Annotated in this window: 21 protein-coding genes; 11 read left to right on the forward strand and 10 right to left on the reverse strand. The window is 63.2% G+C overall.

Annotation, left to right across the window (positions count from 1 at the left end; genetic code table 11):
• The coding region (locus tag EN984_RS01590; protein WP_127383613.1) for an aminotransferase class III-fold pyridoxal phosphate-dependent enzyme at positions 1 to 663 on the reverse strand (663 nt) is incomplete at its 3' end.
• A gap of 156 nt (positions 664 to 819) precedes the next feature.
• Here EN984_RS01590 and EN984_RS01595 point away from each other — a divergent pair.
• Positions 820 to 1,272 carry a hypothetical protein gene (locus EN984_RS01595; protein ID WP_127266498.1) on the forward strand — a complete coding sequence of 151 codons (453 nt, stop codon included), beginning with the start codon at positions 820 to 822 and terminating at the stop codon, positions 1,270 to 1,272.
• A 6-nt stretch (positions 1,273 to 1,278) separates the two neighbouring features.
• Here EN984_RS01595 and EN984_RS01600 read toward each other — a convergent pair whose 3' ends face one another.
• Entirely contained in the window at positions 1,279 to 2,253 is a 975-nt protein-coding gene (locus tag EN984_RS01600; protein ID WP_127266499.1) for a WD40 repeat domain-containing protein, read from the reverse strand.
• A 256-nt stretch (positions 2,254 to 2,509) separates the two neighbouring features.
• On the reverse strand, positions 2,510 to 3,565 hold the full coding sequence (locus tag EN984_RS01605; RefSeq protein ID WP_127266500.1) for a GTP-binding protein: 1,056 nt from the start codon (positions 3,563 to 3,565) through the stop codon (positions 2,510 to 2,512).
• A 196-nt stretch (positions 3,566 to 3,761) separates the two neighbouring features.
• On the opposite strand from EN984_RS01605, the gene EN984_RS01610 reads away from it, so the two are divergent.
• Positions 3,762 to 4,493, forward strand: a complete 732-nt coding sequence (locus tag EN984_RS01610; RefSeq protein ID WP_127266501.1) for an intradiol ring-cleavage dioxygenase — start codon at positions 3,762 to 3,764, stop codon at positions 4,491 to 4,493.
• On the opposite strand, the gene EN984_RS01615 is transcribed toward EN984_RS01610, so the two are convergent.
• Positions 4,457 to 4,642, reverse strand: a complete 186-nt coding sequence (locus EN984_RS01615; RefSeq protein WP_127266502.1) for a hypothetical protein — start codon at positions 4,640 to 4,642, stop codon at positions 4,457 to 4,459. The two genes, EN984_RS01610 and EN984_RS01615, sit on opposite strands and share 37 nt — an antisense overlap.
• Positions 4,643 to 4,708: 66 nt before the next feature.
• Between EN984_RS01615 and EN984_RS01620 the strand changes: the two genes are divergently transcribed.
• Positions 4,709 to 5,179 carry a MarR family winged helix-turn-helix transcriptional regulator gene (locus EN984_RS01620; RefSeq protein WP_127266503.1) on the forward strand — a complete coding sequence of 157 codons (471 nt, stop codon included), beginning with the start codon at positions 4,709 to 4,711 and terminating at the stop codon, positions 5,177 to 5,179.
• A gap of 24 nt (positions 5,180 to 5,203) precedes the next feature.
• Here EN984_RS01620 and EN984_RS01625 read toward each other — a convergent pair whose 3' ends face one another.
• Positions 5,204 to 6,073, reverse strand: coding sequence for an AraC family transcriptional regulator (locus tag EN984_RS01625; RefSeq protein WP_127266504.1), 870 nt, complete (start codon positions 6,071 to 6,073; stop codon positions 5,204 to 5,206).
• Between the two features lie 49 nt (positions 6,074 to 6,122).
• Here EN984_RS01625 and EN984_RS01630 point away from each other — a divergent pair, with 49 nt between their 5' ends.
• The 5 genes from EN984_RS01630 to EN984_RS01650 all read left to right on the forward strand — a co-directional run bounded on the left by EN984_RS01630 (position 6,123) and on the right by EN984_RS01650 (position 10,172).
• On the forward strand, positions 6,123 to 6,530 hold the full coding sequence (locus EN984_RS01630; protein WP_127266505.1) for a DUF2000 family protein: 408 nt from the start codon (positions 6,123 to 6,125) through the stop codon (positions 6,528 to 6,530).
• 190 nt (positions 6,531 to 6,720) lie between these two features.
• A complete protein-coding gene (locus EN984_RS01635) occupies positions 6,721 to 7,605 on the forward strand; it encodes a DMT family transporter (RefSeq protein ID WP_164748949.1) in 885 nt (294 codons plus the stop codon).
• A gap of 77 nt (positions 7,606 to 7,682) precedes the next feature.
• Positions 7,683 to 8,705, forward strand: a complete 1,023-nt coding sequence (locus EN984_RS01640) for a LacI family DNA-binding transcriptional regulator (RefSeq protein WP_081738944.1) — start codon at positions 7,683 to 7,685, stop codon at positions 8,703 to 8,705.
• Positions 8,702 to 9,685, forward strand: a complete 984-nt coding sequence (locus EN984_RS01645; RefSeq protein WP_127266507.1) for a 2-hydroxyacid dehydrogenase — start codon at positions 8,702 to 8,704, stop codon at positions 9,683 to 9,685. Before EN984_RS01640 ends, EN984_RS01645 begins: the two co-directional genes overlap by 4 nt.
• A gap of 82 nt (positions 9,686 to 9,767) precedes the next feature.
• Positions 9,768 to 10,172: a hypothetical protein gene (locus EN984_RS01650; protein ID WP_032901504.1), complete on the forward strand. Its 405-nt coding sequence runs from the start codon at positions 9,768 to 9,770 to the stop codon at positions 10,170 to 10,172.
• Here EN984_RS01650 and EN984_RS01655 read toward each other — a convergent pair whose 3' ends face one another.
• The gene (locus EN984_RS01655) at positions 10,173 to 10,946 is read right to left on the reverse strand and encodes a gamma-glutamyl-gamma-aminobutyrate hydrolase family protein (protein WP_127383614.1); all 774 of its coding nucleotides are present in this window, start codon (positions 10,944 to 10,946) and stop codon (positions 10,173 to 10,175) included.
• Positions 10,947 to 11,208: 262 nt separating this feature from the next.
• On the opposite strand from EN984_RS01655, the gene EN984_RS01660 reads away from it, so the two are divergent.
• A complete protein-coding gene (locus tag EN984_RS01660; RefSeq protein ID WP_013528215.1) occupies positions 11,209 to 12,318 on the forward strand; it encodes a TRAP transporter substrate-binding protein in 1,110 nt (369 codons plus the stop codon).
• Positions 12,319 to 12,402: 84 nt separating this feature from the next.
• On the opposite strand, the gene EN984_RS01665 is transcribed toward EN984_RS01660, so the two are convergent.
• From EN984_RS01665 to EN984_RS01680, 4 genes are all read right to left on the reverse strand, one after another.
• On the reverse strand, positions 12,403 to 13,431 hold the full coding sequence (locus EN984_RS01665) for a zinc-dependent alcohol dehydrogenase family protein (protein WP_164748951.1): 1,029 nt from the start codon (positions 13,429 to 13,431) through the stop codon (positions 12,403 to 12,405).
• An 18-nt stretch (positions 13,432 to 13,449) separates the two neighbouring features.
• Positions 13,450 to 15,234: a TRAP transporter large permease subunit gene (locus tag EN984_RS01670; RefSeq protein WP_174800303.1), complete on the reverse strand. Its 1,785-nt coding sequence runs from the start codon at positions 15,232 to 15,234 to the stop codon at positions 13,450 to 13,452.
• A complete protein-coding gene (locus tag EN984_RS01675) occupies positions 15,231 to 15,815 on the reverse strand; it encodes a TRAP transporter small permease subunit (protein ID WP_127266510.1) in 585 nt (194 codons plus the stop codon). The genes EN984_RS01670 and EN984_RS01675 overlap by 4 nt, the downstream gene beginning before the upstream one ends.
• A 186-nt stretch (positions 15,816 to 16,001) precedes the next feature.
• Positions 16,002 to 16,907 carry a branched-chain amino acid ABC transporter permease gene (locus tag EN984_RS01680; RefSeq protein ID WP_127266511.1) on the reverse strand — a complete coding sequence of 302 codons (906 nt, stop codon included), beginning with the start codon at positions 16,905 to 16,907 and terminating at the stop codon, positions 16,002 to 16,004.
• A gap of 148 nt (positions 16,908 to 17,055) precedes the next feature.
• Between EN984_RS01680 and EN984_RS01685 the strand changes: the two genes are divergently transcribed.
• Together EN984_RS01685 and EN984_RS01690 are read left to right on the forward strand one after the other, a co-directional pair.
• A complete protein-coding gene (locus EN984_RS01685) occupies positions 17,056 to 17,667 on the forward strand; it encodes a CGNR zinc finger domain-containing protein (protein WP_127271073.1) in 612 nt (203 codons plus the stop codon).
• Positions 17,660 to 18,120: hypothetical protein (locus EN984_RS01690; protein ID WP_127383615.1), on the forward strand; the 461-nt coding region annotated here is incomplete at its 3' end. The genes EN984_RS01685 and EN984_RS01690, both read left to right, overlap by 8 nt.

Consider the following 18,120-nt stretch of genomic DNA (forward strand, 5'->3'; position numbering starts at 1 on the left):
CCTAAGCGCGGCTTCGAGTGCTGAAACATCGTTGAACTCGATGACCTTGGCCGTGCGGGTCAAGTCGCGGAACTCGCCCGCCAATCCCGGCCGGTTGACGGGCTTGCCGTCGATCAGCCGCACCATCGTTTCGTCGACCGAGCCATGATAGCAGCCGTTGAAGACCAGGATTTTTTCGCGGCCGGTGACGGCACGGGCAACACGCAATGCAAAGCGGTTGGCGTCGGTCGCCGTCGTCGCGATCTGCCAGAACGGCAGGCCGAAGCGCTGCTGCAGCAGCGGCCCAATGGCCAGCGCATCTTCCGAAGGCAGCATATAGGTCAGGCCGCGTCCGGCCTGGCGGCGGACGGCGCGAGCCACCGGCGGCGGCGAATGGCCAAACATCGAGCCGGTGTCTCCAAGGCAGAAATCGTCGAGCTTGTTTCCGTCGATATCCGTGATCGTAGCGCCCCTGGCGTTGCCGACCAGGATCGGGAACGGCGTCGGCCAATCGTTCATCCAGTGCATCGGGACGCCGCCGAAGAAGCCGGGCAGGCCGTTGCCGATCTTGGCTTGCGATTTTGGCCGCGCCTTGCGGAAGGCTGCCCCCTCGGCTTCGCGCAAATCGGCAATGCGGTCGCGGCCGATGCCGCCGATGGACGTGTTGGACGTGTCGCTGTGCATGAAAACCCCTCTGGTCGATCCCTCTTAGCCAATCCGTGTCCGCATCCGCAATTGGCCGCGCATCTGCCCTGCGTTGGCTCAGCCTTTGGCGGCGGCGCTTGACCGTGCTGCCGAAGTCAGCGCCAATATGAGCGGGAATTGAGGTGGAGGGGTAAAATGCGAACGATCATGTGTGTGGCAATGCTTCTGTCGTCGGCTGGCGCTGCCTTCGCGTCGGGTGGCATCTGGTGCTCCACCGAGGACACGGCGGCGACATTCGAGGTCGAGGCAGGCGTCACCAGAGGCATGGGCGGGCCGACCTTCAACTTTCGCGGCAACCTCGAAATTCTGAGCCGGCCTGCCGGCGACAGCCTGCGCAAGACGGTGTTCGAGGATTCCAACCTGACGCAGTACTGGCTCGACGGCAAGGAATTGCGGCTGAACATCTATCGCGAGCACGAGGTCGCGCAAAAGATCAATTCGGTCGAACTGACGATCCTGACCAAGACCAGCGACGAAGGCGTCTACGACGGGAGCTATACGCTCGCCGTCTACGACGCCGCGGCGGATACGGACCAGGACGGCAAACCGGTTGAAATCAGCGGCAAGGTGTCGTGCGGAGCGGAGTGAGCGGGGTCAGGCCGTGATATCGATGACGCCGCAATCGCCGGCGGCACTGCCGAAGGCGACCCGGCGTTCTTCCTTGTCCCACATCATCGAGGTGATGGCGCCCTTGCCCGGCCGTCGCAACAGCACTTCCTTGGCGTCGGCAAAACGCACCGCCATCACCATGCCGTCATCATAGCCGACGGCAACGACATCCTGGCTCGGGTGGCAGGCGACAGCCGTCACCATGGCGTTGCCGCGCGTGCCGAGCTCCAGCGGTGCCTTGCCCATGGGACCATCCTTGCCTGAAAACGGCCAGACGATCGCCGCCGGCGCGCCGGAACTCGCCAGCCACTTGCCCTTCACACTCCACGACAGGCTTTTGACCTTGCCGGGATAGCCGGTCATGCGCATGTGCTTGCCGTCGGCGAGCTTCCAGCCGTGCAATGCGTTTTCTTGCATGGTGGTGACGAGGAAGGCGCCATCGGGAGAGAAGGTGATGCCGGTGTGGGCGCCGGCCCATTCAAGCTCCACCGGCTTGCCCTCGGCGGCCGGGAAATGCAGCGTCGCGCCATTGTAGCGGGCGACACCGAAGCGCATGCCCTTGGGCGAGAAGGCCAGCCCCTCGACCGAACGCGGATGGACGAATTCCCTCGTCTTGCCGTCGGCGAATCGCACGAAGGCGGTCTTGCCTGAGGCATAGGCGATGGCGCCTTGAGGCCCGGCGGCAACGCTGGTGATCCACTTCTTGGCCGCGCTTGCCAATTCCGTGACCTCGCCGCCCGCTTTCACGGAAAACACCTTGCCGTCCTCGCCGCCGGTGATCAGCCGGTCATTGGCCGCATCATGGAAGGCGGCAAGCACCCCGTCATTGGCCTGAATTGTCTTGTGGCCATGGTCGAGCCGATGGACGGCGCCGTCGGCCATCGCGAAATGCGGCACGTCGCCGAGGAAGACGGCAGCGATGCAGTGGCCTTCGAGATCAAGCGGGGCGACTGTTGGCATGGGAGATTATTCCATTCGAGATTTATGCTGGTCGTCTAACCTCGCTGGTCGCCAGCGCGGCTGGGTGCGGCCGGCCTTCTCCCCTTGTGGGAGAAGGTGGATCGGCGCGCAGCGCCGAGACGGTTGAGGGGTGGGTGACGGATCTCCGTCAGCGCCAAGCTGGAACACCCCTCATCCGACCGAGCTTCGCCCGGCCACCTTCTCCCACAAGGGGAGAAGGAAGGAGGGGCAGCGCTAGCGCTATAAAGTCTGGAAATCAAGCCGCCTGGCAGGCGTCAAAACTCTTCTTCAGCCGCTCGGCGTCGAGTTCCCTGCCGATGAACACCAGCCGGCTCTCATGCTTCTCGCCGTCCTTCCAGGCGCGCTGGTGGTCGCCCTCGATGATCATGTGCACGCCCTGGATGACATAGCGCTCATCATCGCCCTTGAGCGCGATGATGCCCTTCAGCCGCAGGATGTTGGGGCCTTCCATCTGGGTGATCTTCTCGATCCATGGGAAGAATTTCTTCGGATCCATCTCGCCGCCGCGCAGCGATACCGATTGCACCGTCACGTCATGGATGTCTGAAGCATGAGCGTGATGGTGGTGCCCGTCATGATCATGGTGGTGATGATCGTGGCCATCATGATCGTGGTCGTGATCATGATGATCGTCATGCGCCTCAAGGAAATGCGGGTCGTTTTCCAGCGCCCTCGACAGGTCGAAAGCGCCGCGATCGAGCACCTCGGTCAGGGCGACGCCGGCTCGGGTCGTGCGGTGGATCTTCGCCGCCGGATTAATGGCGCGGATCGTCGCCTCGACCTTGGCGAGCTCTTCTGATGTGACGAGGTCGGTCTTGTTGAGCACGACGACGTCGGCGAAGGCGATCTGGTCCTCGGCTTCCCTGGAATCCTTGAGCCGCAGCGGCAGGTGCTTGGCGTCGACCAGCGCCACCACCGCGTCGAGCCTGGTCTTGGAGCGCACGTCGTCATCCATGAAGAAGGTCTGCGCCACCGGCACCGGATCGGCGAGCCCGGTGGTCTCGACGACGATGGCATCGAAGCGGCCGGGTCGGCGCATCAGGCCCTCGACGACACGGATCAGGTCGCCGCGCACCGTGCAGCAGACGCAGCCATTGTTCATCTCGTAGATTTCCTCGTCGGATTCCACGATCAGGTCGTTGTCGATGCCGATTTCGCCGAACTCGTTGACGATGACGGCGTAGCGCCTGCCGTGGTTTTCCGACAGGATACGGTTGAGCAGCGTCGTCTTGCCGGCACCGAGATAGCCGGTGAGAACGGTTACGGGGATCTGCGTCTGTGCGTCGCTCATGGCTTGCCTCGAATTATCTGGGCCTCGGAAATTCGGCCTGAGAAAAGGGAATGTCGGCTCCATATAGGATGTGCGCCGGGCTTTTGCACGGGGCAAACCGATGGGCCAAACCGGCTTGCTGCATTGCCGAATCGTTGGCGAAAGCCGTTGTGATCGCCTAGATCAGGGCGACAGAGGCCAATTCGAGAGGCAAGATATGTCCGGCAAGCCATCCTCGTTCTCAATGAGCCGGCGCCAGGCGCTCGGTTTGATCGCGGTCACCGCCGGCGGTGGTGCCTTCCTGCCCGCCGCCGCGATAGCAGACCAGACTTCACCCTATGCCGGACTGGCCATGTTCGAAAACGGCGCCGGTGTCTGCACCATCACGCCCGAGGCGACCGAGGGACCGTTCTATTTCGATCCGAAGCTAGAACGCGCCGATGTCACCGAAGGCAAGAAGGGCATTGCCCTTAATGTCCGGCTGCAGGTTGTCGACGCGGGCTGCCGCCCGCTTGCCGGCGCTCGTGTCGACATCTGGCATTGCGACGCGCAAGGCGCCTATTCCGGCTATCCCGGACAGGGTGATGGCCGCGATCTCGACACCTCGGGCCAGACCTTCCTGCGTGGTTGGCAAAGGACCGACGCGAGTGGCATCGTTTCCTTCGCCACGATCTATCCCGGCTGGTATCGCGGCCGCACCACCCACATCCATTTCAAGGTCTTTCCCGACGACAGTTCGGTGATGACCGGACAGTTGTTCTTCCCGGACAGCCTCAGCGAGCAGATTTTCACCGCTGTCGCGCCCTACAACGACCGGTCGGGCGAGCGCGACACCTCGAATGCCGCGGACGGCATAGCCAGGCGGGCCGGACCGCAATCGCAGGCTGCGCTGCGCGAGCTGGAGGATGCCTATCAGGCGCTGATGATCATCGCGGTGAAGTCCGGCTGAGCGGCGGTCACTCCATCACTTTGCTCGCGGCGAAAATTCCGGCTGGGAATTCGTTTGTCATCTAACTGAAATAAACATCTGGCATTAGCCACGGCGGACACCACAATGCTTGCCGGCAAAGCTGTTTGAAGCTCCGGAATCTTTTTCATCGTCGATTGCCAACCGGCCGGCTGCCTCTATGCTGCCCGCACCGGTACGGCCGAAGAGGGATGACCATGGCCAAGGCGGATAAGACTGCGACAATGAGCCGGCTGCATTCGGCGGCAAGGCTGGCAAGAACGGCGCTGGCGGCCCGGCTTCTGGCGCACGGCTTCTATGCCGGCCAGGATCAGATCATGCTGGCGCTCGACCGTGAGGACGGCCAGACGCCGGGCAATCTTGCCGGACGCCTCGGCGTGCGCCCGCCTACCATCACCAAGACAATCAACCGGCTGCAAGCCCAGGGTTTTCTGGAAAAACGCGCCTCCTCGGCCGACGCCCGTCAGGCGCATATTTTCCTCACCGATACCGGCCGCGATATCATCCACGCTATCGAGAAATCGGTGAAGAAGACCGAAAAGCAGGCGCTGAAGGGCCTCGACAAGAAGGACCAGAAGTCGCTGTTCAAACTGCTTGCCCGCATCGAGGCCAACCTCTCGAACGAGGAACTGGTGCTCATCGACGACGACGCCGAATCGGACGACTGACCGGTGGATTGTTGCGGCAGGCGATCAAGCCGCCGCGGCAGAGCCCTGGATCAGCGACGACCAGCGTCCCGGTGTCATGCCGAACGCCTTCTTGAATTGCCTTGTGAAATGGCTCTGGTCGCTGAAGCCGGCTTCGACCGCGATCTGTGCCAACGGTTCGCCGGCGGCGATCATCCGCCGCGCCCGCTGAAGCCGGCGCATCACCAGGAAGCGATGTGGACTGGTGGAGAAAGCGGCACGGAAATGCCGTGACAAGGCATAGCGATCAAGCCCGGTTACAGCTTCCAGTTCGCCGGAACGCACCGGCCGGTTCAGGTTTTCCGTGAGATAGTCGCGCGCCAGCGCAGCCGCCCGCCACGCCGTCCTGGTCATCGGCTTCGCCGACTGGCCGCCATGCCGTGTCAGGCTTTGCATCAGTTGCGCCAGGAAGTCGTCGACGAACAGCTCGTCGAGTTCCTGCTCCAGCGGCCCCAGCGCCGAAAGCAACGTTGCGCAAAAGGCGGCGTCCGTCACCACGCCATCCCTGACAAAAGGCAGCGAAGCGCCGCCGAGGCAGTCGAGCATCAGCGACGGCTCCAGATAGAGCATCCGGTAGCGCAATCCGTCCTCGGTGCCGGCACCGCCGTCGTGCAACTCGTCGGGATGCAGCACGATGATCTGGCCGGGCAGGCTGTGGCGCGCAGCGCCGAGATAGCGAAACGTCTGCACCCCGTGCAGCGTCACCCCGATCGAGTAGGTGTCGTGGCGATGCAGGTCGAACGCGCTGCCATGGAAACGCGCCTCAATACGCTCCATGCCGGCGGGGTCGGAGGCCGAGATGATGCAGTTTTCCGCTGCATCGACGCACAAACGTCCAAGACCCCTGAAGGCCTGGCTGTCTAGATCGTGCGACATCGTCTCCTTCAGCCTCGCATTGGGGCACAAACCGAATGGCCAGTGTCTCATGTTCGATACGAAATTTGCAATCGTGCTCCGGGAGGATCTGCCGGTCTGGCAGAAACTCAACGTCACCGCCTTCCTGACCAGCGGCATCGTCGCGCAGTTTCCGGATATCATCGGTGAACCCTATCGCGACCGCGCCGGCAATCTCTACAACCCGCTGTCGATCCAGCCGGTCATCGTTTTGTCCGCCGACCAGACGACGCTGGGCACGATCCACCGGCGCACGCTGGAGCGCGGCGTGACCACCCCGCTCTATGTCGAGGAAATGTTTTCGACCGGCTTTGACGCGGCTAATCGCGCCGTCTTCGCCGAATTCGCGCCTGAAGACGCCAAGGTGGTCGGGATCGCGCTTCGCGCCGACAAGAAGCTGGTCGACAAGATCACCAAGGGCGCCCGCATGCACGCCTAGCCAGGGCACTACCTGCCGGCGGCTCTTGTTGTGCCAGCAGGCTTTCATGTCGCGGCAGTCGACAATTGGCTTGCCGGGAGCCGGCAATTCCCGCAAAGGTGGGCTCCAGCCCAGCTTCCCACCCGGCCTGCAAGTGAGTGCTCCCCAAAGACATGTAGAAAGCGCGACGCCCCCGGTGGCGATCGTGTGCATGCTTTCCACCTATGTCTTCTTCACCTTCCTCGACACATCAAGCAAATACCTCGTCCTTGCAGGCGTTTCCGTGCTGGTCGTTGCCTGGGTGCGCTTTGCCGTGCATGTCGTGCTGGTCGGCGCGCTGCTGCGCGGCTGGCGCCAACCGGTGCGGTTTCGTCCGGTCAATCTGCCGGCGCATATCCTGCGCGGGGCGTTCCTGTTCGGATCGACCATATTCAATGTCCTGGCGCTCAAATCCCTGCAACTGGCCGAGACCACCTCGATCTATTTCTTCGGGCCGATGGTGATCACGGCACTGGCCGGTCCGCTGCTTGGCGAGTGGGCCGGCTGGCGGCGCTGGCTGGCCATCCTGGCGGCCTTTGCCGGCGTCCTCATCATCACCCGGCCGGGCGTCGGCGTTTTCGGCATCGGACATCTCTTCGCGCTCGGCTCGATGCTGTCGAACTGCTTCTACGTCATCATGACGCGCCGCATGTCGGCGACCGAGACATCGGAGAGCCTCATCCTGTTTTCGGCGCTGGCGCCGGCGCTGCTGCTTCTGCCCCTGCTGCCGTTTTCGTTTTCCCTGCCGCATGACGGTTGGCACTGGTTCGTGCTGCTGATGCTCGGCGTGTTCGGCGGCGTCGGTCACTGGCTGCTGGTCCAGGCCTACCGGCTGGCGACAACCACGGCTTTGGCGCCCTATCCCTATTCGCAGATGGTGTGGATGATCATTTCCGGCTGGATCGTCTTCAAGCAGTTTCCCGACCGCTGGACATTGGTCGGCGCCGCCATCATCGTCGCCAGCGGTCTCTACATCGTCCATCGCGAGCATAGGCTTCGGCTGCGGAGCCGCGCGGCCTCGGATGTCGAGGCCGAGGCGTTGGCAAAAAAACTTTGATTTGCCCCCGATCGGTGGCATAACGCCGCCTTTAAACAGTTTAGGTCTGAAAGTTCAGGTCCGGGGAGCACACGTCGCTGGCACAAAAAATCAAGCTTTCGACGATCGCGGATGCGCTCGGCGTGTCCACGGCCACGGTCTCTCTGGCGCTGCGCGACAGCCCTCTGGTTGCCGGTACCACGCGTGACCGCATCAAGGAACATGCCCGCGCCATCGGCTATATCTACAACCGACGCGCCGCCAGCCTGCGCACCTCGCGTTCCGGCATTGTCGGCGTCGTCGTCCACGACATCATGAACCCGTTCTTCGCCGAGATCCTGCGCTCAATCGAAAGCGAGCTCGACCGCAGCCGGCAGACCTTCATCCTGTCCAATCATTACGATCAGCTCGAAAAGCAGCGCACCTTCATCGATACGCTTTTGCAGCTCGGCGCCGACGGCGTCATCATGTCGCCGGCCATCGGCACGCCGGCTTCCGACATCCTGATGGCCGAGGAGAACGGCCTGCCGGCTGTGCTGATCGCGCGCACCGTCGAGGGTGCCGACGTGCCGGTCTTTCGCGGCGACGACTCTTATGGAACAGGCCTTGCCACCAACCATCTGATCTCGCTCGGCCACAAGCGCATCGCCATGATCGGCGGCACCGACCAGACCTCGACCGGCCGTGACCGCTACCAGGGCTATGTCAACGCGATGGAGGCGGCCGGGCTGGAAGTCAGGCCGTCATGGCGCATCGCCGGCCCACGCACCAAGCAGGCCGGCTTCGAGGCCGCCGGACAGTTCCTGGCGCTGAAGGACAGACCGACGGCTGCCTGCTGCTGGAACGACCTTGTCGCCATCGGCCTGATGAACGGCATTGCCCGTGCCGGCCTTGTGCCCGGCGTCGACATCTCCGTTACCGGCTATGACGACCTCGAAGAGGCGGCGATCGCGACGCCGGCCCTGACCACCGTCTGGAACGGCCAGCGCGAGGTTGGCCGCCGCGCCGCCAGCGCGTTGCTCGACAAGCTCAACGGCCAGACGGTGCGGCCCTCGCAGGAATTGATCAAGCCGGAACTGCATGTGCGTCAGTCGACCGGCAAGCCGGTGGAGCGTGCATGACCAAGGCCGAACAGTTGCAGACCGTCGCCATCCTGGTGCCGGGCGATTTCAACGACCATGCGGTCGACCGCATCAACCGTACGTTCAGGCGTGTCAGAATCGAACGCGCCGATCCGGCGCTCGTCACCGACGAGATGCGCAGTGATGTGCGCGGCATCGCTTCGTTTGCCGGCATCAACGCGGCGATGATGGATGCGCTGCCCAACCTCGAGCTCATCGCCTCCTTCGGCGTCGGCTATGATTCGGTCGATGTCGGCCATGCCCGAGCGAAGAACATCATGGTCACCAACACGCCCGACGTGTTGACCGAGGAGGTCGCCGACACCACGATCGGGCTGTTGATCAACACCATCCGCGATCTGCCGCGCGCCGAAACCTGGCTGCGCGACGGCAGCTGGGTGCGCAAGGGCAACTATCCGCTGAGCCGGCTGACCTTGCGCGGGCGCAGTGTGGGTATTTTCGGCATGGGCCGCATCGGGCAGGCCATCGCCCGGCGTCTGGAAGCTTTTGGCTTGCCGGTCGCCTACCACAACCGGCGCCGTGTCGAAGGTCTTTCCTACCAGTATCATGCGACCCTGAAAGGGCTTGCCGAAGCCGTCGATACGCTGATTTCGGTGGCGCCGGGGGGCGCCTCGACGGAGAAGGCGGTCAATGCCGAGATACTGTCGGCGCTTGGCGCCAACGGCGTCTTCGTCAACATCGGCCGCGGCAGCACGGTCGATGAGGCAGCGCTCGCGGCAGCACTCGCCAACGGCACCATCGCCGCCGCCGGCCTCGATGTCTTTGCCGACGAACCGAATGTGCCCAAGGCGCTGCTCGACGCGCCCAACACCTCGCTGCTGCCGCATGTCGGCTCGGCCTCGGACCACACCCGCCGCGCCATGGCGGATCTGTGCGTCGACAATCTGGTGTCCTGGTTCACCGAGCGCCGTCCGCTGACCCCGGTGCCCGAGACGGCGCATGTGACTGCTAGAAACTGATCGGTGGTTGCCACATTTATTAACGTCAGCTTAACGCTTTGGAATCATTGTTCAACCTGTCCGTGTACGTGGATGAAGAATGATGAAAGCACTTTCCGCATTGATCGCTGCCGCGGCGCTGTTTGGTGGCATTCAGCTGTTTCATGGCGGCAGCCGTGAAAGCGTGGCCAACGAGGCCGCCCCGTCCAACAGCTACAGGCTGGTCGCCAATGGCGATGAGGCGGTCTGTGCAGTCAGCCGCGGGGCCGAAATTTCGGACGGTTTGTCGCTGCTCACCGTTGCTCCGAAATGCCGCCGGCTCTTGCCGGGCATAGAGCAGGCGAAGTTCTGGCGCGAGCAGAACGATGGCACGGTCGCCTTCAGCGCCAATGGCACCGATCCAATCGTCACCTTCGCGGCTGCCGATGGCGACGGCTACGAATCCTATGCCCCGGCGCTACCATTGCTGTCGCTGGCGGCCACCGGTGATAAGAAATCTGGCGACTGATTATTCCGCCGCCGCCCGCGCGCCAGCCTTCGCTGCGGCGTGCAGCCGAACCGCATCGCCGAAGGCCCGGAATATTTTCACCGAATTGCTGTCCGACTTGACCCAGTATTCCGGGTGCCATTGCACGCCGACGGCGAAGGCGCGGGCGTCGCGCACCGAAACCGCCTCGACCGTGCCGTCGGTGGCGACGGCCTCGACCTGCAGCTTCGAGCCGAGCCGGTCGATCGCCTGGCGGTGCAATGAATTGACCTTGATGTCGCCGGCACCGAACACACCGGCCAGGCAACTGTCGGGTTTGATCGAAATGGTCTGGTGGATGGCGAAGCGTTCGTCCTGCTTGTCGCTCACCGGCGCGCGGTGGTCAAGCGAGCCCTCGCGCTCCGGGATTTCGGTGCCGAGCGGGCCGCCCAGCGCCACGTTCAATTCCTGGATGCCGCGGCAGATGGCGAGCAGCGGCACGCCGCGCTCGATCGCCCGCCGGATCAGCGGCAGCGTCGTGGCGTCGCGCGCCGGATCATAGGGGCCATTGGCTTCGCTGGCGTCGCCGCCATAGAGCGAGGGATGCACATTGGATTTCGAGCCGGTGACCATCACGCCGTCGACCGACGAGAGAAGTTCGTCGAAGTCGAGCCGGTCGCCGAACGATGGCACCAGCAGCGGGAACACACCGGCGCCGGTGATCGCCGCTTCCAGATATTGCTGCGGGGCGGCATGCCAGGTGTAGTTGTCGGACTGACGGACGTCGGTCGATATGGCGACGAGCGGCTGATGCATTTTGCTCTGTGTTCCATCTGGGCAAGGGATACCTGCCGCTAAAATAGGCGATCCCCGGTTGTTTTTCCATGCCAAGTTTCGGCGTGTCGCATGGGCCACGAAATGGCCTGTTAGACTATAGTTGCAGGGTAGCTGGGCTTCGCCGTCAAATCGGGTCGCCGTGCTGGACTCGACTTCTTGCCTGTGTATTGTCTTGAACGAACCGACACGGAAACCGAGGATTTCCTGACGTCGGCCTGTTGATCCAAAAGGGAGGAACTTCATGGATCGTCGTTCATTCATTCGCAAGGCCGGTGTCACCGGCGTCGGTGCCGCCGCGGCGGCGGCCACACTGGCGGCGCCCGCAATAGCCCAGTCCAATCCCAAGGTGACGTGGCGGCTGGCGTCGTCCTTCCCGAAGTCGCTCGACACCATCTATGGCGGTGCCGAGGTGTTCTCGAAGATGCTGTCGGAAGCCACCGACGGTAACTTCCAGATCCAGGTCTTCGCCGCCGGAGAGCTGGTGCCAGGCCTGCAGGCCGCAGACGCCACCACGGCCGGCACGGTCGAGGCCTGTCATACGGTGGCATATTATTACTGGGGCAAGGACCCGACATGGGCGCTGGGTGCGGCGGTTCCCTTTTCGCTCAACGCACGCGGCATGAATGCCTGGCATTACCATGGCGGCGGCATCGACCTGTTCAACGAGTTTCTCGCCACGCAGGGCCTTTTCGGCCTGCCGGGCGGCAACACCGGCGTCCAGATGGGCGGCTGGTTCCGCAAGGAAATCAACACGGTGGCCGACCTTTCCGGCCTCAAGATGCGAATCGGCGGTTTTGCCGGCAAGGTGGTGCAGAAGCTCGGCGTCGTGCCGCAGCAGATCGCCGGCGGTGATATCTATCCCGCGCTGGAGAAAGGCACCATCGACGCGGCCGAATGGGTTGGTCCCTATGACGACGAGAAGCTCGGCTTCTATAAGGTCGCGCCCTATTATTACTATCCCGGCTGGTGGGAGGGCGGCCCGACCGTCCACCTGATGTTCAACAAGGCGAAGTACGAAGAACTTTCGCCGACGTACAAGTCGCTGCTGCACACTGCCGCGCAGGCGGCCGACGCCAACATGCTGCAGAAATACGATTATCTGAACCCTGCGGCGGTGAAGCGACTGGTAGCCGGCGGCGCGAAACTGCGCCCGTTCAGCCAGGAGATCATGGCCGCCTGCTTCGAAAAGGCCAACGAGGTCTATACCGAAATGGAAGCCTCCAACGCCCCGTTCAAGAAGATCTGGGAATCGATCAAGGGCTTCCGCAAGGAGCATTATCTCTGGGCGCAGGTGGCCGAATACAATTACGACACCTTCATGATGGTCCAGCAGCGCAACGGCAAGCTGTAGTCGGCCGGACTTCTGCTCAAAAGCTCTCTGGGCGGAACCCGCTCAGGGAGCTTTTCTGTATATACCGGAGGCGAAACCGGCGGTTCAGCCTCGGCGCGGCACCACCAGAACCTTGACCTCGCCGGGCGCCGGCGGATTGGCGATCACCGCTGGCGCTTCTTCAAGCGACACCTGCCTGGAGATCAGCCTATCGATCTCGATCGTGCCGGAAGCAATGAGTTCGGCGGCACGGCGATGGGTGTAGGGATTGAGGAAGGAACCGAGCACCTTCAGTTCCCGGAACAGCAGGTCGAACGGCTCGAATTCAGCTTTCACGCCTTGCGGCGTCACGCCGACGATGACGACCGTGCCACCGGCGCGGGCCAGCCGCATCGACTGCTCGACGGTCTCTCGCACGCCCGCACATTCGAAGACGACGTCGACACCGCCTGGCACCAGCCCCACCGGTCCGGCGATGGCATCGATGACATCGGCGGTGGTTGGATCGATCGTCATTGTCGCGCCGAGGTCCTCGGCGAGGGCGCGCCGCGAGGCTTGCCTGGTCGACAGGATGATGGTCGTGGCTCCCGCCAATCTTGCCAGTTGTACGGTGAGCAGGCCGATCACGCCGCCGCCAAGCACGACCACCGAGCTGCCCGGTTTGATACCGGCAAGGTCGACGCCGTGCAGGCAACAGCCGAGCGGCTCGCAGAAGGCACCGTGCATGGGATCGAGGCCCGCAGGCAGGACGAAAGCCTGCTTCTGCGGCAAGGCAAGATATTCGGCAAAGCCGCCATCGCGATGAATGCCGATGGCGCGCAGATTGCTGCAGAGATTGACTTGTCCCGCGTGACAACGCGCGCAGCGCCCGCAGGCGATGTTGGGGTCGCCGGTGACACGATCGCCGATGGCAAAACCCGAGACCGATTTTCCGATCGCCTCGACGAGACCGGAGAACTCATGGCCGGGCGTCACCGGCGGCGTGCACGGAAATTCGCCGTGAAACAGATGCCGATCCGTGCCGCAGACGCCGCAGGCTTCGATGCGCACCAGTAGCTCATCCGCACCGATGTCAGGCATGTCGACGTCGCGCAGCGTGATGCCGCCCACTGCTTCCAGCCGCACCGCTTTCATGGTTTTGACCATGCCGGTTCAGTTGAAGCTTGGCGGTTGCGACAGGTCGGGCTGTGGCGTTGCCGGCTTGGCCGGCGGCGCGTCGCCGAAGCTCGGCGGCTGCGACAGATCGGGGGCGGCGGGAGCCGTGCCGCCGCCGGCAGGCGCTGCGCCATCCGCCGGCGGCGTGCCGAGCGGCGACAGGCCGGGCATCTCCGGCACCTGGTAGTCGATCGTGCCCGGATCGACGGTCGTTCCCTTGTAGTGCATCACCATTTGCGGGAAGGCGATGGTCAACCCGATCATGATCACCTGGATGCAGACAAAGGGCACCGCGCCCCAATAGATCTGTCCGGTGGTCACCGGCGCGATTTGTTTGCCGGTGAGACGATCGAGATAGGGCACGCGCGCAGCCACCGAACGCAGGTAGAACAGCGCGAAGCCGAAGGGCGGGTGCATGAAGCTGGTCTGCATGTTGACGCCCAGGAGCACGCCGAACCAGATCAGGTCGATGCCGAGCTTGTCGGCGGCGGGCGCCAGCAGCGGTACGATGATGAACGCCAATTCGAAGAAGTCGAGGAAGAAAGCGAGGAAGAAGACGAGCATGTTGACGCCGATCAGGAAGCCGACCTCGCCGCCCGGCAGCGACGTCAAAAGGTGCTCGACCCAGATGTGGCCGTTGACGCCGTAGAAGGTCAGTGAGAACACCCGTGCGCCGATCAGGATGAAAAGCACGAAGGACGATAGCCTTGTCGTCGAGGCCAGTGCCTGCTTGACGACGTCAAGCGACAAGCGCCCCTTTGCCGCCGCCATGATCAAGGCGCCGACGGAACCCATGGCGCCGCCTTCGGTCGGCGTGGCGATGCCCAGGAAGATGGTGCCCAGCACCAGGAAGATCAGCGCCAGCGGGGGGATCAGCACGATGATCACCTGCTGCGCGAGCCTGGACATCATGTTGAAATTCAGGCGTTTGTCGGCAATGGCGACGATGTAGATGAACAGGACTCCGGCAGTCGCGCCGAGAATGTCGGCATTGTCGCCATGCGCCGGCGCCAGATAACGATACGCCGCGTAGGAAACCGCTAATGTGACCAGCAAAGCCACCAGCAGCGACATCACGCCATGGCCGAGTGTACGGGCCTCGAGCGGCAGCGCCGGCATCGAGTTCGGCCGGATGATCGACATGATCAGGATGTAGGACATATAGAGGACGGTGAGCACGAGGCCGGGGATCAGCGCGCCGGCATACATGTCGCCGACCGAACGGCCGAGCTGGTCGGCAAGCACGATCAGCACCAGCGACGGCGGGATGATCTGGGCAAGCGTGCCCGAGGCGGCAATGACACCGGATGCGAGCCGGCGGTCATAGCCATAGCGCAGCATGATCGGCAGCGAGATCAGGCCCATGGCGATGACGGAAGCCGCCACCACGCCGGTGGTCGCTGCCAAAAGCGCGCCGACGAAGATCACCGCATAGGCAAGGCCACCGCGGATTGGCCCGAACAGCTGGCCGATCGTGTCGAGCAGGTCTTCGGCCATACCCGATCGCTCGAGCACGATGCCCATGAAGGTGAAGAACGGAATGGCCAGCAGCGTGTCGTTCGACATCACCCGGCTGCCGTAGAAATTATCCGGCAATGCGTGCAGGAGCGGCCAGGCGAGGTTGATCGATCCTCCGGAATAAGGCGACAGCAGCACGCCGATGAAGAAGAACATCAAGCCGTTGGCGGCCAAGGAAAAAGCGACGGGGTAGCCGATCAGCAGGAAGATGATCAGCGAGGCGAACATGATCGGCGCCATGTTCTGCGCGATGAACTCCATCACGAGCGCACCTCGTCGGCCAGCGCCTTGGCTTCGAGTTCGGCCTGCTCATGCACGGAAATGAACGGATTGGGATCGTCCATGTCGCCGCGCATGATGGCGATCTTCTTGATGATCTCGGAGATGCCCTGCAGCGCGAGCAGGAAAAAACCGACGAGCAGGATGGCCTTGGCCGGCCAGATGATCAGACCGCCGGAATTGTTGGACATCTCGCCGCTGCGAAACGACAGCGACACATAGGGCACGAAATAGATCACCATCAACGTCACGAACGGCATCAGGAAGAAGAGATGCCCGAGTAGGTCGATCCAGTGCTGCACGCGGCGTGAAAACAGGCCGTAGACGACGTCGATGCGGATATGCTCGTTCTGCTTCAGCGTATAGGCGGCGGCCAGCATGAAGGCGGCGCCGAACAGATACCATTGCAGCTCGAGCCAGGCGTTCGAGGATATGTCGAACACCTTGCGGATAATGGCGTTGGCGGCGCTCACCAGGATCGCCAGCAGGATCAGCCACGATATCCACTTGCCGATGAATTCGTTGGCGCGATCAATTGTCCTGGATAGAGCAAGAAGCCCTGCCATGCATTCCTCCCTTGTACCGGAGGCGTGCCGGCTTCCCCCTTTTGTCCGTCACGCCGCGTGGTCCAACGGTATGCCGCGCGTGGACTGACGGGTCAACAAGGATAGAGGGAGCAAATATCATCGCATGGCAGACAGTGCCCAATACCGGCGATCTGCCCTGGCGTCATGCAACCAAAGTCTGACGTTTCAGGCGATTTTGCCGGTGTCGCGGCCGGCGCCGATCAGGATCAGCGTCGTGACCAGGAACAGATACATCCACGCATCGCGCCATTCGACCGGGAAATAGCCGGCCCACAGCGATTCGGCCATGCCGAAGGCGGCCGCGCCGAGTGCCGCGCGCGACGGCGAGAGATATCCGCCGACCGCCGTCACGAACAGGATTTTCAGGCCGTAGACGAGGCCCGAGCCGAAGCTGACATTGCCGTAATAGAGCCCGGCCATCACACCGGCCAGCGCGGCGCAGAAGCCGCCGAACAGGACCGCGTGCCGGAACACCGCGCGCACGTCGACGCCGCACATAGCGGCTGCCCTGGGGTCGTCGGAGACGGCGCGCCAGCGCCGTCCGAAGCTCGATCGGGCAAATGCCCAGCTGGCCAGCGCGATTGCCGCCACCACCACGGCGCAGTCGATGAGCTGGATGAGCGTCAGCGTTGCCCTGAAGGTGGCGCCCTGCGCGAAAACGATAGGCTGCGCCAGCATCGGCGGCAGCCACAGATCGTGCGTGTCGGCGGCGATGCGGCTCGCTTCGGACAGCAGCAGCAGGATGCCGAGCGTCGTCACCACGATTGCATTGGGTGTGCGGTCGGCCAAAGGTTCGAAGACACTGCGCGACAGCACGTGGCTGATCAGCGCGGCATAGAAGAACGCAGCGACGACGCCGAGCGCCACCGCCGCCAGCAGCGTCAGCCACAGCATCTGATAGCCGAAGGCGGCGGTCAGGATCATCGTCTGGCCGCAAAAGGCGAACAACGCGCCATAGGCGAGATTGGTGCGGTGCAGGATGCCGTTGGTCAGCACATAGCCAAAGGCGAGCAGCGCATAAAGCGCGCCCGAATGCAGCCCGTTCAACACCTGCTGGAAGAAATAGAGCATGCAAAACCTCGAAGCATGCCGCCCAAAAGTGCGAAGCGGTCCTGGCCAACGACAGGCTCAAAAGGCTGCGAAGATCATCGCAGCCCAGAGTGAGGGTGCATCGCTGAATCTAACTTGTCAAATACGATTTATAGGTTAGATTTTCGCCATGACGGTATCCTGGACCCCGCACCGCTTCACCGGCGGCCTGCTTGCGCTCGACACAGCGAACACCGTCGTGCTGCGCGGCGATCCGGGGCGAACCTTCGATCGCTTCGACGATCCGGCCGAGATTGCCCGCTTCGCCGATGCGGCGAGCCGCTTTCGCGCTGCCGAACTTGGCGATAGGCCATTGGCGGTATCCTCGGCGGTGGCGATCGCACCCGTCGTGCTGTCGATCCGCGAGGCGACCGACCGGCTGTTTCGTGGAGCGGCGTCGAAGGGCGCGGTTGCCACCACTGATCTGCCCGGATTCCTGAGAGCCTGCGCCGATGGCCTTGCCGGCAGCCGGACCGAGATCGGTGCGCCGGGGAGGCCGTTCGGTGATCCCCTGACGCCGATCGCTTTCGAGGCGGCACTGGCGGTTTCGGCGTTGTCGCTTCTGCGTGACGACACCGTCGCGAGGCTGAGGATCTGTCCCAATTGCACCTGGCTGTTCGTCGACAGAAGCCGCAATTCCAGCCGCCTTTGGTGCGACATGGCGGTGTGTGGCAACAGGCAGAAGGCAAGCCGTCACTATCGTCGCCGTCGCATGGCGGAAAATGAGGTCAGGAATGCGTAGCGGCCTTTCCCGTTCGATCCTTGTCGGCGTGGCACTCATCGCGGCCGTTGCGCTGGGCGCCTGCCGCGATACCGGCAATGACGAAGGCAAGCTGTTCGAGATTTCCGGCAAGATATTCGTCTTCAACTACCGCCTCGCAAGGGCGACTTATGTCGTGACCCTGCGGCCGCTGAAGCCGATGGGAGAGGGCCAGGTCGCGGTCGCCAGCTTCCAGGATCCCGCCGGCGGCGCGCCTCTGGTGGTCGAGCAGAAGGTCTGGCCGAAGCTCGACAAGGTGACGCTGGAGAGCCCGGCACTGACCTGCGTCGTCAAGAACAAGCCCTATGCGATTGCCATCAGCATCAAAGGCGCCGACGGCGCGGTCCTGCAGAAGATCGACACCACGCTGATGTCGACGGAAGACCAGTCGATCCTGCCCGACCGGCCGCTGGTCATCGACCAGCTCTACACCGC

It is taken from the genome of Mesorhizobium sp. M7A.F.Ca.CA.004.12.1.1, assembly GCF_003997835.1.
In the GTDB taxonomy this organism is placed as follows: domain Bacteria; phylum Pseudomonadota; class Alphaproteobacteria; order Rhizobiales; family Rhizobiaceae; genus Mesorhizobium.

Bases quoted from the DNA above. Each gene is read 5' to 3' on its own strand.
- EN984_RS01595 (WP_127266498.1), top strand. From the start codon at position 820: ATGCGAACGATCATGTGTGTGGCAATGCTTCTGTCGTCGGCTGGCGCT.
- EN984_RS01600 (WP_127266499.1), bottom strand. From the start codon at position 2,253: ATGCCAACAGTCGCCCCGCTTGATCTCGAAGGCCACTGCATCGCTGCC.
- EN984_RS01605 (WP_127266500.1), bottom strand. From the start codon at position 3,565: ATGAGCGACGCACAGACGCAGATCCCCGTAACCGTTCTCACCGGCTAT.
- EN984_RS01610 (WP_127266501.1), top strand. From the start codon at position 3,762: ATGTCCGGCAAGCCATCCTCGTTCTCAATGAGCCGGCGCCAGGCGCTC.
- EN984_RS01615 (WP_127266502.1), bottom strand. From the start codon at position 4,642: ATGAAAAAGATTCCGGAGCTTCAAACAGCTTTGCCGGCAAGCATTGTG.
- EN984_RS01620 (WP_127266503.1), top strand. From the start codon at position 4,709: ATGGCCAAGGCGGATAAGACTGCGACAATGAGCCGGCTGCATTCGGCG.
- EN984_RS01625 (WP_127266504.1), bottom strand. From the start codon at position 6,073: ATGTCGCACGATCTAGACAGCCAGGCCTTCAGGGGTCTTGGACGTTTG.
- EN984_RS01630 (WP_127266505.1), top strand. From the start codon at position 6,123: ATGTTCGATACGAAATTTGCAATCGTGCTCCGGGAGGATCTGCCGGTC.
- EN984_RS01635 (WP_164748949.1), top strand. From the start codon at position 6,721: ATGCTTTCCACCTATGTCTTCTTCACCTTCCTCGACACATCAAGCAAA.
- EN984_RS01645 (WP_127266507.1), top strand. From the start codon at position 8,702: ATGACCAAGGCCGAACAGTTGCAGACCGTCGCCATCCTGGTGCCGGGC.
- EN984_RS01650 (WP_032901504.1), top strand. From the start codon at position 9,768: ATGAAAGCACTTTCCGCATTGATCGCTGCCGCGGCGCTGTTTGGTGGC.
- EN984_RS01655 (WP_127383614.1), bottom strand. From the start codon at position 10,946: ATGCATCAGCCGCTCGTCGCCATATCGACCGACGTCCGTCAGTCCGAC.
- EN984_RS01660 (WP_013528215.1), top strand. From the start codon at position 11,209: ATGGATCGTCGTTCATTCATTCGCAAGGCCGGTGTCACCGGCGTCGGT.
- EN984_RS01665 (WP_164748951.1), bottom strand. From the start codon at position 13,431: ATGAAAGCGGTGCGGCTGGAAGCAGTGGGCGGCATCACGCTGCGCGAC.
- EN984_RS01675 (WP_127266510.1), bottom strand. From the start codon at position 15,815: ATGGCAGGGCTTCTTGCTCTATCCAGGACAATTGATCGCGCCAACGAA.
- EN984_RS01680 (WP_127266511.1), bottom strand. From the start codon at position 16,907: ATGCTCTATTTCTTCCAGCAGGTGTTGAACGGGCTGCATTCGGGCGCG.
- EN984_RS01685 (WP_127271073.1), top strand. From the start codon at position 17,056: ATGACGGTATCCTGGACCCCGCACCGCTTCACCGGCGGCCTGCTTGCG.